Source organism: Spirosoma sp. SC4-14, from assembly GCF_037201965.1.
GTDB lineage: Bacteria > Bacteroidota > Bacteroidia > Cytophagales > Spirosomataceae > Spirosoma.
In genome coordinates, this window is record NZ_CP147518.1 from 6,456,178 (window position 1) to 6,468,254 (window position 12,077).

The following is a 12,077-nucleotide window of genomic DNA, read 5'->3' on the forward strand; positions in this document are numbered from 1 at the left end:
TACGATTCATGGAGGGCATTTACCGTTTCATCCGGTCAGTAATTGATTAGAACTGTGTTTAAGAACAAACTTTGGCACAGTAAACAACAACGGGTTTGCAATCGACAATCCTTTTACGCACGAAACTCATGAAATTTCTGGACATTGAACTCTATACCAACGATCCGGCAGGAACCCGATGGTTCTATACCCAACGGCTAGGTCTGGACATCGTTGCCGAAACGGACCAATACCTTACGCTGCAACTCGGCTGGACCCGCCTGACCTTTCGGGCCGTAAACGTTCCGGCAGGTCCCTATCACTTTGCCATTAACATACCGGCCAGTACACTCGAAGTAGTTATGCATTGCTACCAGTTCGACTATCTGGATACGCAGGCAGTTGGACAAACGATAGCCGAATTTCCGAACTGGAATGCGCGTGCCTGCTATTTCTACGACAACAACGGTAACATTCTCGAATTTATCGGTCGTAATGATCTCCATCTCGACAATCCGAATCTGACCATTGGCGATTTGTTTCAGGGCATTAGCGAAATAGGCATTGTAACCCAAAGCGTGCCACACACAACTCGTCAGCTCAGTCAGCAATTTGGCATACCACAGTTTGTCCGGTCGTCGCCTTCGCCCGATTTCAACGCCATGGGCAACGATAATGGTCTGTTCATTCTCTCACGGGCGGGCCGCAACTGGCTGTTTACCCAAACATCAGCCGCTCTCTCCTATTGCCGCATTACGTTTGAGTCCGAACCGGGAAGCCAGCCCCAAATAGTCTATAGCTACGAGGTCAATCAAATGCCAGTGGGCTATAAACACTCGCTCGAAGCCAATAAACAACCTGGCCCTAAGTAATTGAGCAGTTAGTTCAGGGGCAAAATCTTACGGTTGAGCGTTGGTTTGTTCCTGTCTGCGCTAATTGACGTTCTCGAATCAGGCTGCATGAGCCAACTTTGTCGGTATCGAATCCTTCCTCTTTTTCAACAAATACAATGAAAGCAATTAAACAATTATCGCTACTAGGGCTGGTTGCTGTTGGCTACTGGCTAATGGCCGCCCGGTCGAGTGATGTTCTGTCGGATCTGGGAATTGGTCTGGATAAACTCCGGCAGGATGTGCTGATCAACTTAAAAGAGCCTAAGTGGTTCTTTTTCAATAGCACAGCAAACATCCGCACTATGGCCCGCCGGATTCCGGAATCGTCGCGGGCGGCTACCGTTCGCATACTCGGCAAAACCGTACGGACATACGTTGAGTCGTCAACGTTTCGGCAGGAGTGGCTTCAGGATTTACGGCAAAAGTACCCCTACGACGATAGCTTCAGCCCAGAAAATCTGGCCAGAAAATCCCACGAAAACGAAGCGGGCAAAGTAGCTGCGCAGCAAAGCCTTGCGTCGATGGATCAGGCTTTTGCGCAACTGGACCCGGCTATGCTTCAGATGGCGGTAAAAAGCCAGTTGGCCGAAGAAGAGCGACAACTGGCTTCGCTGAGCGCCGACGAGCGAACCGAAAAAAACCGTTCCATTGCCAGTCTGAAAAAACTGCTAACCTTGCCTCCTGCCGAGTTTAAGAAACAATATCTGGCGTTTATCAAACAACAGGCCCAGGGAAGTCTGGTTAAGTCGGATAGCGAAACATCAGCCACTCAGGCAGAAGGCGAGGCAAAATACCGCCGGGACAAAGCCGAATTCGATGCTCATGCCGACTTCAAACCCGTCCTGCAAAAGCGGCTTCAGGCGTTTATTGACCTATGCAACTCCGTTGATTTTGAGGCTCGTCTGGTACCAATGGGATCAAAACAGGAGTTTGCCAACCCGCTTTACCAGCGCAAACCTGCCGAATGGAAATTTCTGTATCGGCTAGGAAAAGAACCCGTTATGGAAGCCCGCGCTTTTGCCCAGCAATGGCTAACCGAACTTCGTTAATAACTCGATCCGTTAAGGAGAATAGGTGAATACTCGTGCCTGCTTGTCGCACTGGCATCTTAATACATAAAATACCGTTTCATCCGCCGAATATACCACATGAACCCACTCGCTATTTCTGTTAAGCGAGTGGGTTTTTACTTTTGAGCATCAACCGCTTAGCGGTTGATTACCTGTGAGATCGAAAAAATAGTAATTTTATCCGTATCGTGACTTCCTGGCCTGCTCAACATACTCCCCCACCGGAACAGTCCAACAGCAACTGGGTCCGCTGGATTTTCATTCCATTTGCGGTGCTGTTAGCCAATCTGGTCTTTCTGAAGGAAACGCAATACAACGCTCAGATGTATATTGTCTGGTCGCTGGTTGGCATTGTTTACGGCTGGATAATCTGGCGGGTAAATCGCCAGTGGATGCTGTATGTGCGTCGACGTTATGCCTACATTAAGCAAACCCGGCTTCGCGTGATTACTACATTTGCTGGTTACACAGTTATTACGGGAAGTTTACAGGCTGCTCTTATCTGGCTTGGTCACCTAACCCACCTCAATAATGCACCGGTTACGGAACAGGCTTACCGGAAACTGATTATCGTCAATCTGATTTGGGTGGTTATTGTCGGCACGATCTATGAAGTTGTCTATTATCTGCATAAATACCGCCAGGCACTTCAGGAAGCCGAAGCACTAAAGAAAGCAGGGCTGCAACGCCAGTATGACCGGCTTAAAAGTCAGGTTAATCCGCATTTTTTGTTCAACTGCCTCAATTCGCTCTCGGCACTTATTGCCGAAGACCGTCAGCGGGCCAGTGCGTTTCTCGACGAACTGGCAAGCGTGTATCGGTATATGCTTCAGGCGAGCCAGCGCCCAATTGTAACGCTGAGCGACGAAACGGCTTTTCTGTCGGCGTTTTGCTACCTGCTCGACACCCGGTTTGGCAAAACACTCCGCTGGCAAGTGTGGGTCGACCCATCGTTGCTGGAATATTGGCTTCCTCCCCTGACCTTACAACTACTCATCGAAAACGCCCTGCGGCATAATCTGCTGCTGGTCGATCAACCACTGACTATCTGCATTAATACCACCAGCGATGGGCATCTGGAAGTAAGTAACCGTATTCAGCGTAAAAAACTTAAGGTTCCTACACAGTTAGGAGGCCTTGCCCTACTGGCTACCCGCTTCGATTCGCTGGATTTACCCAGACCCGTTATTGAAGATGATGGACATCAATTTGTTGTTCGTGTACCTTTGGCAAAAACTCAGCAATCAGAGTCGAATACAACCGTTACCAATCGTGTCGAATGAAAAAATTCAGCTATACCGAACAGGACAGCACGATGCAACTCATTGTATTGCCCCTGTTTGTGTTTATCCTGAACTGGATACTGCTGAAAGATACCTACTGGCACAACTGGCGTGTATTTGCCTTTGCCACCCTGGTTGCCGGAACAATAGGCTATGGCAACTGGATTGCCAACAATATTGCGGGTAACTATATCAATCGAAATTTTCCTTACTTCCACCAATTACCCCAGCGAATTGTGCTGTTGTTTTTGAGCGCCGTTTTGCTGATTTCACTGGCAGTGACTCTCGACTACGGCATATACGTCTGGGCCAATTCGTCAACCCTCCCGCTCAAACCAGGCCAGTTAGGCTGGGCGTTTGCTTTTGTGCTAATCAATACGGTGGTTGTTATCGCCATTTACGAAAGTATTATGGCCTTCAACTACTGGCAACGAACACTCATCGAAACCGAGCAACTCCGAAAGGAAAACCTGCAAAGCCAGCTCGAAGGGCTAAAAAGTCAGATCAATCCGCATTTTTTGTTCAATAGCCTGAACTCCCTATCGTCGCTGATTGAAGATGACCCCGATCGGGCACAGCAGTTCATCGAAGAAATGAGCAGTGTGTATCGGTATCTGCTCCGCAGCAACGAAACCGAACTGGCAACCCTACAGCAGGAAATTCAGTTTGCGCAGTCGTATTTTCATCTGCTCAATACGCGCTATGGCGATGGTATCCGGCTCGACCTGGCCATTGATCCGCAACTGGAAACTTATTTGCTACCACCACTCACCCTGCAAATTCTGTTCGAAAATGTAGTGAAGCATAACATCATTCTACCGCAGCAACCCCTTACGATTCGGGTAAACACCACCCCCGACGGCCAGCTTCGGGTGCAGAATAATTTGCAGCGCAAAAGTGTCCGGGTTCCATCGAACCGCATTGGCCTCTCCAACATTACGGCTAAATACGAACTGTTGGGGCAAGGTACCGTACTCATTGAGGAAGAAGCACAAACATTTATAGTCACACTCCCCCTGCTGGTAAACTCTACTTAACGAGTTAGTATACAGCAAGCCACTCTAAACAGGAAAAGATCCGCTTCATAAATAATATATACCGATTCGAGCAACATTTTTTTGCATAAATAGCGTCTGTATTATCATTTTGTAGTGTAAGCAGGCCAAAAACTTAACCTGGTAATAGCGTTCGCCATGAATGTATTTTTAATTGAAGATGAAGAACTAGCCGTCCGCAAACTGTCGAAACTCTTGCTGGATGTTGACCCAACCATTCAGATTGTAGGTACGGCTGCCAGTGTGCGCTCGTCGGTAGCCTGGCTCAACGCCAACACACCGGGTCAGCCATCGGCTCCCGATCTGATTCTGATGGACATTGAGCTGGCCGATGGACAGAGTTTCGAAATCTTTGAGCAAACCACCGTTGGCGCACCGGTTATTTTCACGACCTCTTATGACGAATACGCACTACGGGCTTTTAAGGTAAACAGTATCGACTACCTGCTAAAACCCATCAAACGGCACGAACTCGAAGCCAGTCTGGCCAAATACAAACGTACCGTTGCCGACAGTGGCGAAGTTGTGGAGAGTAAACCCAGCGACGTGGGCATGATGGACATCGACGCACTGGTACAGCAGCTACGCCAGCAAATTCAGCCCGCCGACTACCGTCGGCGGTTTCTGGTAAAACATCGCCAGCAATGGGTGCCGGTTGAGGTTAGCGACATCGCCTATTTCTATTCGGAAGAGGGCGTAAGCTTATTTCGCACGCACAGTAACCAGAAATTTTCGCTCGATTATACCCTCGACGAACTGGAAAAAATGCTCGACCCCGCCCAGTTTTTCCGGGCAAACCGGCAATATATTGTCCAGATCAACACCGTTCAGCAGATTCATCCTTACTTCAATAATAAGCTGAAACTGGTGCTCAAGCCAGCTACCGACGATGAGGTACTGGTCAGCCGCGAACGGGCAACCGATTTCAAAAAGTGGATGGGGAAATAGATTGCCTTACTCACTAGATCGACGGTTCAGGTAGCAAAATGAATCTGGGCTTGAGTCAATAGAGGTAGCGTTACGCGAAACCAGCCAGCCTGTTCGTCAATTACTGGCGTAGGCTGATCGAGCAGTTTATATTTAATAGCCATATTGGCCAGACCAATACCTACTGTTTCGACCCGCACATTCCGGCGCTGAATGGTATTTTCGACGCGTAAGGTGCCATCGCTGGGTGTCTGAATATATATTCGAAGGGGTTGCTCAGGAAGAAATATGTTGTGCTTAAGCGCATTCTCGATCAAGATCTGCAACGTAAGTGGCGGCAGCAAACGTGGGTAATACACAGCATCGACATCAATCGAAACATCGATTCCGGTGCCATAACGCATTTTAATGAGGTAAAAATACGACCGTATAAAGGTTAGTTCGGCATCGAGGGTGGTCAGCTCGCGCTCACCAGCCTGTAGCAGATACCGATACACGCTCGCCAGTTCATCGACAAAGGCTTCGGCCTGATCCGGATCTTCGGTAATCAACGACGAAATCGAATTGAGGCTATTGAACAAAAAATGAGGACTTACCTGATTTTTAAGCGAAACGAGCTGACTCTGCAAATTACTCTTGGTCAATGCATCTTTTTCCAGTTGCGCTTTCTGCCACTCCTTCAGCACATATGCTCCTTCGTAAATTGAAAAATAAACGCAGTGGTAAAAAAACTGCATCCCAACAGCCCGCGAATATTCTACCAGGTGCGGAAAGTACCAGATGTGGCCATCGAACAGGAAGCGGGTCATTTGCCGGATAAACCAGGCCAGATTTGCCATTATGGGCAAAAGAACCAGCAACCAGACCAGACGCTTCCGGCTGTTTGGGTACCCAGAATAGCGCGCCTGAAGCCGAAGAACTACCCAACGAGCAAGCTGCCACCAAACCACACCAATGCTAAGACCGATCATATCGTTCAGTATGACGGTTCGCAATGGAAGGCTCAGGTACCAGTCCAGACGGAAAAACAACGCCACAAACACAAACAAAACAACGGGTCCCCAAATCCGTAATCTGCTATCGTTGAAAGATGTGTTCATACGCATCAGGTAGTTGTTAGTTGCTGCGCCCGTAGTAGTGGCAACCGAACAGTGAAATAATCTTCATCATCCTGCACCAATATCTGGTAGTTACCCAGCAATGTATACTTGGCCATAATGTTGGCCAAACCAATCTGGTTCGAATCGACTTTAGTGGTTTTTCGCTGAAGATTGTTCTGAACAACAAGCTCTTCATTTTCGATATAGATGTCGATCTCCAAAGGCGATTCAGCCAGGATCATGTTGTGTTTTACCGCATTTTCGATCAGAATCTGTAGGGTAAGCGGTGGCAGCAGGTAATCATCATACAAACTATCGACGCTGATTTGTATCTGTAGTCCGCTGCCATAGCGGGTTTTCAGCAAATGCACATACGATTCAATAAAATCCATTTCATCGCGCAGCGGTGTCAGTTTGTCTTCGTTATTCCGAAGCAGGTACCGGTATACGCTGCTGATTTCATCGACAAACAGTTCGGCCTGAGCAGGATTTTCCGTAATCAGTGCCGACAGCGAATTAAGGCTGTTGAACAGAAAATGCGGGTTAATCTGGCTTTTCAGCGAATCGAGCTGATTTTGCAGATTGGCCTTTCGCAAAGCTTCTTTGTCCAGATGCGTCTGCTTCCACTTTTGCAGGCTATAGATACCTTCGTAGGTAATTACATATGCGCAATAGTAAAAAATTTGAATCCCGATTGAATACGTATAGTCAATCAGATCGGGCAAAACCCATTCGTCGTTATTGATTATATTTCGTATGGCATAGCGTATGAACCAGGCAAAATTGACCAGCAAGGGTGCCAGCACCAGCAACCACACAAAACGGGTCGTTGTCTGCGCAAGTTCGGGGTAACGGTATTGCAGCGCTCGAATCGCCCACCGCGCTACCTGCCAGCAGGTAAAACCAGCCGTAATGGCAATCAGGTCAGACTTAACAAGATCGCTAATGGGCAATTCGAAGTACCAGTTAAGTCTGAAAAAGAGCGTTCCGAACACAAACAGAGCGAGAGGGCCGAAAATTCGCAGTTTTGTGTCGTTGAGTGGCTTCATACGCTATAATTCAGGACAACCCTGTTGAACAGACGCTTTCCAGTAAAGATATAGATTTTATAGCATCTGCCGATTATCGGCCAGCTCACCAGTCAGGCCATAATCAGCCGTGTCAGATCAGTCTGTTCCGGTTCAATCAGTCGAGGTATTTGCCATAGGTTGACTTATACCCAAAAAGATACGCAACCGGCGCCAGGATAGTAAAGAGAATTTTCTGAACAACAAAGGACGGTTTAGCTACCCGGAAAACCCCGGAAAACCGATTAACCAGCAAAGCCGTCTGCAACAGGGGAGGCATTCCGCTGGCCGTTACTTTACCATCGGCAGCAAGGCCGCTGGCCGTTTCGAGCAGATACTCCGTATCCAAAGCCGGTCTCACCTGCCAGGTAACGACCGTTTTTTGATCCGATGCATTCCACATGGCGTGTACCGTATTGGCCGGAATATGGAGCGTATCGCCCGGTTTCAGTTTTTCCAACTGACCATCGATCCGTACCGTCAATTCGCCCTGCAATACCGTAAACTCTTCGGCCTGATATGGATGATAATGATCTGTTGGCTCTGCTGAATGGGGCCGATAAATCGTCTCCATCTCCAGTAATTTCCCGCCGGTATCGGCTGCTGTCCGCACAAACCGAATATCCTGCCCGGTTATTGGGTTTCGAACAACTTTATTGGTAAAGGCCATGGTACTGGTTCGAATGGTTTATATCCTGCGAAAAGTAAAGCTGGGACAAGTATTGAACTAGAGCAATTCGGAAGGAGTTAAACCAACAAAAATGAAGGACCAAGCGGAATAATTGACCAACAAACAGGAAACTCGCAACCAGACAATGCGCCACCACAAGGCCCGACCATAAAATTTACTACTCCTGGCAAACTTCTTAAAATACAATCGGTTAGATTGCGTTCATAAGGCAGGCAGGCCATTGGCCGCAAAACCCCAGCCCCATAAACTTCTGAGCAACGATCCTATTACTCACGTATGATAAATAATCTGACTCCCTCCTCTCCTACTCTATTACTCGTCGACCAGCAGGATAACGTAATCGGAACAGCCGAAAAGCTGGCTGCTCATCAGACTGGCGCGCTCCACCGGGCTTTTTCAGTGCTGATTTTCAACGAACAGGGCGACTATCTGCTTCAACAGCGTGCGCTGGAAAAATATCATTCGGGTGGCTTATGGACCAACTCCTGTTGCGGCCATCCCAGCCAGCCCGATAACACAGCAGCGCAGGCCCAACAACGGTTATTCGAAGAAATGGGATTCCGGGCCGAACTAGACCCGTTATTTGTCTTTCAATACTATGCTGAACTACCCAACGGACTCACTGAACATGAAATTGATCATGTGTTTACGGGTCAGTACCAGGGAGACATCCCATTTAATTTCAGTGAAGTAAGTGCAGTGCGGTGGATTTCACCAGAAGCACTGGCTCAGGAAATAAACGAATCACCCGATTCGTTTACAGTATGGTTTAAGATTCTTTTTGATCGACTCCAAAAGTCGAATCAGCCAGTTACGGCGGCATGACCCGAATAAATACTTAAGTATTTAACCGGAAATTTTCCCGACTCAGCACGTAAAAACTGGCATTCGGCCTTATTCAAATTCGGGTTTCAATTTGTACTTATTACTTTCGAAAGTATTATTTCTATCAAAATGCCAATTAAAAGCAGTCGTAACTGGCCAGTACAAAGCTGCTTCTGTTGGCATACTGAGTACTCAGAGCTTGCCCAATTCTTAACGTAATTTTACCAGTGAGGAGATTTTGTCTGTAAATAATTGTTGCTACATTTAAATTTCCAATTCATAAACAGATCAATTCCATGAAAACACTTACCGTATTTGCTGCCTGCCTCTTTGTATCTGGTGTTTCGCTGGCTCAAACCTGGAACGTAGACAAAGCTCACTCGCGTGTCGGATTTACCGTTACACACAACCTACTGGCAGAAGTAGACGGCAATTTTAAAACCTTCGACGCAAAAGTAACCTCCTCAAAACCAGACCTATCTGATGCAGTACTAGAGCTTACGGCCGATATCAACAGCATCAACACCGATAATGACCGTCGGGATGGCCACCTGAAAAGCCCCGATTTTTTCGATGCGGCCAAATACCCAACGTTGACTTTCAAAAGTACGTCGTTCAAAAAAGTTGCCGATAAAAAATACGCAGCAACTGGCAACCTGACCATGCACGGTGTTACAAAACCCGTAACGCTGGATGTTACGATGCTAGGACCCGTAAAAATGAAAGGGCCAGGCGGCAAAGAACAGGAAAAAGTTGGCTTCAAAGTAGGCACTACACTTAAGCGTTCAGATTTTGGCGTAGGCACGATTCCGGTGGTGGTTGTAAGTGATGAGGTTGAAGTGAAAGCCAACGGCGAATTTGTGAAGCAGGACGCTGCCAATTAACATAAACCTAGCTAGTTTAGTCTGCAATCCCGATGTTCTGCCCAAAGCAGCATCGGGATTTTTTTGTTCCCTTATGCTCATCCAGAATCACATTGGGGATGGGCAATGTCTGAGCAGCCGTAGCCGATTGTACTTATAAGCGAAAAAAATAAAAAAAACCTCGACTATACTTTGTAAAAAAGAGCCAAAAGTGCGTATCATTACGTAATAAATACATAATAAACCAAAGCCCTATTTAAGCCGCTGGCAGTAGGTGCATTTCCGTTGCAATCGCTTGGTTAGTTTATTCCTATAATCCCATGACCAATATCCTTAAACTTCTCTTCACAGCCTGCCTAGCTGGCGCAGTTACCTTTGGTAATCAGGCTCTGGCTCAGATGCCACAGCGTCAGCCTACTCCAAACGATACGCTCAAGTCGCCCCGAGTACTCGGCGACAAACGGGCTGTGATTAGCATATATGCCCCGAAAGCCACCGAAGTTGTGGTTTCGGGCGATTTCATGAGCCAAAACAAACCCATGAATCTCACCAAAAACGATCAGGGCGTATGGTCGGCGGTAATTGGCCCGCTAAAGCCCGATTATTACACCTATACCCTACTGGTCGACGGGGTGCGGACCATGGACCCCAAGAATCCGATTATCAAGCAGGGGATCAGCAGCCTGGAGAATATAATGACCGTACCGGGTGCTGAAACGGCTTTCGAAGACAATAAGCCCGTTCCGCATGGCGAAGTCCGGGAAGTGTGGTACGACTCGAAGTCGCTGGGTATGATGCGCCGGATGCATGTCTATACGCCACCGGGTTACGAAAAAGGTATGACAAAGTACCCGGTGTTTTACCTGCTCCATGGCGGTGGCGATGATGACTCGGGTTGGAACACCGTAGGGCGCGCCGGCTTCATTATCGACAATTTGCTGGCTGCCGGTAAGGCAAAACCCATGATTGTGGTAATGCCCAACGGAAGTATGCCAATGGATATCACTCCTGGAGCCGATATGAGCAAGGCCATGTCGTCGATGCGTACGATGTTTGCCGACGAGCTTCTGAAAGAGGTGATGCCTCATGTTGAAAAAAACTATCGTGCCCTGACGAATCGTGAAAACCGGGCCATTGCAGGTCTGTCGATGGGTGGGTTCCAGACACTGGACCTGACCCTGGGCCATCCCGAACTCTTCAACTATGTAGGCGTGTTCAGTTCCGGTTTTTTTGGCGCTACCATCGACGAAGCGGAGACCTACTATGCCAAAGGCTTGCAGGATCCTACCTTCAACAAAAACAAAAAACTGTTCTGGATTGAAATCGGGAAAGACGACTTTGTAATGGATGCCAACAAAAAAACAATGGCTCTGCTCGACAAACACCACATCAACTATCAATATAAAGAAACCGATGGTGGACATACGTGGGTAAACTGGCGTCATTATCTGAACGAATACGCTCCATTACTATTCAAATAGGGGCTTTTTAGTAACCGGTTCATCGTTTCCGATCGAAAGTCCGTAATTTTCGTATCTGACAATCAACGGAAACGATGAAGCTTTCTGCTATTCTGGTCGATGATGAACGGGCAAGCCTGGATGCGTTGCGGGTAAAAATCCAGAAAGTAGCACCAGATCTGGATGTTATACAAACGTTTCAGCAACCAACAGAAGCCGTAGCTGAACTGGCTCATTACAAACCCGATGTTGTATTTCTGGACATCGACATGCCGGGCATGGATGGCTTTACGCTCCTCCGCGAACTAGGCTCCCACGATTTTGAAGTAATCTTTTGCACCGCCTATGGCCAGTATGCCATTGATGCATTGCGGGTAAGCGCACTCGACTTTCTGCTCAAGCCCATCCATGAAGTTGAACTTCGGCAAGCTATTGACCGGCTACATCAGAAACGGCAACACCGCGAATTTCTTTCTCCCAATGCCAATCGGTCGATTCCATCGGCCCACGCGCTGTTCAACAAAATTGCCGTATCGTCGCTGCGAGGGCTGACTTTTGTACCAATCCAGGATATTATCCGGCTCGAAGCCGATAGTAACTACACGACCTTTTATCTGGTCGATGGACGCAAGATTGTGGCAACAAAAACTCTCAAGGATTTTGCTGATATGCTCGAACCCCTCAACTTCGTGCGAATCCACCGCTCGTCGCTGATTAATTTGCATCATCTCAACGAGTATGTTCGTGGCGAAGGCGGAACGGTTATTATGTGCGATGGAAGCGAAGTAGAAGTCTCACGGCGGGAGAAACAGCACTTTCTCGAACGTATTGGATGGAGCTGATTTTCATAGTACTAACGCTTCT

At 47.8% G+C, this 12,077-nt stretch carries 12 protein-coding genes; 9 read left to right on the plus strand and 3 right to left on the minus strand.

The window, feature by feature from the left end:
- The first annotated feature begins 128 nt into the window (after positions 1-128).
- From WBJ53_RS26710 to WBJ53_RS26730, 5 genes are all read left to right on the plus strand, one after another.
- Entirely contained in the window at positions 129-851 is a 723-nt protein-coding gene (locus WBJ53_RS26710) for a VOC family protein (protein WP_338871943.1), read from the plus strand.
- A 137-nt stretch (positions 852-988) separates the two neighbouring features.
- Positions 989-1,921 (plus strand): hypothetical protein, encoded by a 933-nt coding sequence (locus WBJ53_RS26715; RefSeq protein WP_338871945.1) that lies wholly within the window; start codon positions 989-991, stop codon positions 1,919-1,921.
- A 209-nt stretch (positions 1,922-2,130) separates the two neighbouring features.
- On the plus strand, positions 2,131-3,225 hold the full coding sequence (locus WBJ53_RS26720; RefSeq protein WP_338871947.1) for a histidine kinase: 1,095 nt from the start codon (positions 2,131-2,133) through the stop codon (positions 3,223-3,225).
- Complete coding sequence (locus tag WBJ53_RS26725) at positions 3,222-4,262, plus strand: histidine kinase (protein WP_338871949.1); 1,041 nt, start codon at positions 3,222-3,224, stop codon at positions 4,260-4,262. Before WBJ53_RS26720 ends, WBJ53_RS26725 begins: the two co-directional genes overlap by 4 nt.
- 156 nt (positions 4,263-4,418) lie before the next feature.
- Positions 4,419-5,228 carry a LytTR family DNA-binding domain-containing protein gene (locus WBJ53_RS26730; RefSeq protein ID WP_338871951.1) on the plus strand — a complete coding sequence of 270 codons (810 nt, stop codon included), beginning with the start codon at positions 4,419-4,421 and terminating at the stop codon, positions 5,226-5,228.
- Positions 5,229-5,254: 26 nt separating this feature from the next.
- Here WBJ53_RS26730 and WBJ53_RS26735 read toward each other — a convergent pair whose 3' ends face one another.
- The 3 genes from WBJ53_RS26735 to WBJ53_RS26745 form a co-directional block, all read right to left on the minus strand.
- Positions 5,255-6,307 (minus strand): histidine kinase, encoded by a 1,053-nt coding sequence (locus tag WBJ53_RS26735; RefSeq protein WP_338871953.1) that lies wholly within the window; start codon positions 6,305-6,307, stop codon positions 5,255-5,257.
- 5 nt (positions 6,308-6,312) lie between these two features.
- Entirely contained in the window at positions 6,313-7,356 is a 1,044-nt protein-coding gene (locus tag WBJ53_RS26740; protein WP_338871955.1) for a histidine kinase, read from the minus strand.
- A gap of 136 nt (positions 7,357-7,492) precedes the next feature.
- Entirely contained in the window at positions 7,493-8,044 is a 552-nt protein-coding gene (locus WBJ53_RS26745) for a cupin domain-containing protein (protein ID WP_338871957.1), read from the minus strand.
- 297 nt (positions 8,045-8,341) lie between these two features.
- Between WBJ53_RS26745 and idi the strand changes: the two genes are divergently transcribed.
- From idi to WBJ53_RS26765, 4 genes are all read left to right on the plus strand, one after another.
- Complete coding sequence (gene idi / locus WBJ53_RS26750; protein ID WP_338871959.1) at positions 8,342-8,890, plus strand: isopentenyl-diphosphate Delta-isomerase; 549 nt, start codon at positions 8,342-8,344, stop codon at positions 8,888-8,890.
- A 296-nt stretch (positions 8,891-9,186) separates the two neighbouring features.
- Complete coding sequence (locus WBJ53_RS26755; protein ID WP_338871961.1) at positions 9,187-9,774, plus strand: YceI family protein; 588 nt, start codon at positions 9,187-9,189, stop codon at positions 9,772-9,774.
- Between the two features lie 299 nt (positions 9,775-10,073).
- On the plus strand, positions 10,074-11,234 hold the full coding sequence (locus WBJ53_RS26760; protein ID WP_338871963.1) for an alpha/beta hydrolase-fold protein: 1,161 nt from the start codon (positions 10,074-10,076) through the stop codon (positions 11,232-11,234).
- Positions 11,235-11,308: 74 nt separating this feature from the next.
- Positions 11,309-12,055 carry a LytTR family DNA-binding domain-containing protein gene (locus WBJ53_RS26765; RefSeq protein ID WP_338871965.1) on the plus strand — a complete coding sequence of 249 codons (747 nt, stop codon included), beginning with the start codon at positions 11,309-11,311 and terminating at the stop codon, positions 12,053-12,055.
- The last annotated feature ends 22 nt before the right edge of the window (positions 12,056-12,077 follow it).

Excerpts from the sequence above, each read along its gene's own strand:
- WBJ53_RS26715 (WP_338871945.1), top strand. The coding sequence starts at position 989 with ATGAAAGCAATTAAACAATTATCGCTACTAGGGCTGGTTGCTGTTGGC.
- WBJ53_RS26725 (WP_338871949.1), top strand. The coding sequence starts at position 3,222 with ATGAAAAAATTCAGCTATACCGAACAGGACAGCACGATGCAACTCATT.
- WBJ53_RS26765 (WP_338871965.1), top strand. The coding sequence starts at position 11,309 with ATGAAGCTTTCTGCTATTCTGGTCGATGATGAACGGGCAAGCCTGGAT.
- WBJ53_RS26710 (WP_338871943.1), top strand. The coding sequence starts at position 129 with ATGAAATTTCTGGACATTGAACTCTATACCAACGATCCGGCAGGAACC.
- WBJ53_RS26760 (WP_338871963.1), top strand. The coding sequence starts at position 10,074 with ATGACCAATATCCTTAAACTTCTCTTCACAGCCTGCCTAGCTGGCGCA.
- WBJ53_RS26735 (WP_338871953.1), bottom strand. The coding sequence starts at position 6,307 with ATGAACACATCTTTCAACGATAGCAGATTACGGATTTGGGGACCCGTT.
- WBJ53_RS26730 (WP_338871951.1), top strand. The coding sequence starts at position 4,419 with ATGAATGTATTTTTAATTGAAGATGAAGAACTAGCCGTCCGCAAACTG.
- WBJ53_RS26755 (WP_338871961.1), top strand. The coding sequence starts at position 9,187 with ATGAAAACACTTACCGTATTTGCTGCCTGCCTCTTTGTATCTGGTGTT.
- WBJ53_RS26740 (WP_338871955.1), bottom strand. The coding sequence starts at position 7,356 with ATGAAGCCACTCAACGACACAAAACTGCGAATTTTCGGCCCTCTCGCT.
- idi (WP_338871959.1), top strand. The coding sequence starts at position 8,342 with ATGATAAATAATCTGACTCCCTCCTCTCCTACTCTATTACTCGTCGAC.
- WBJ53_RS26745 (WP_338871957.1), bottom strand. The coding sequence starts at position 8,044 with ATGGCCTTTACCAATAAAGTTGTTCGAAACCCAATAACCGGGCAGGAT.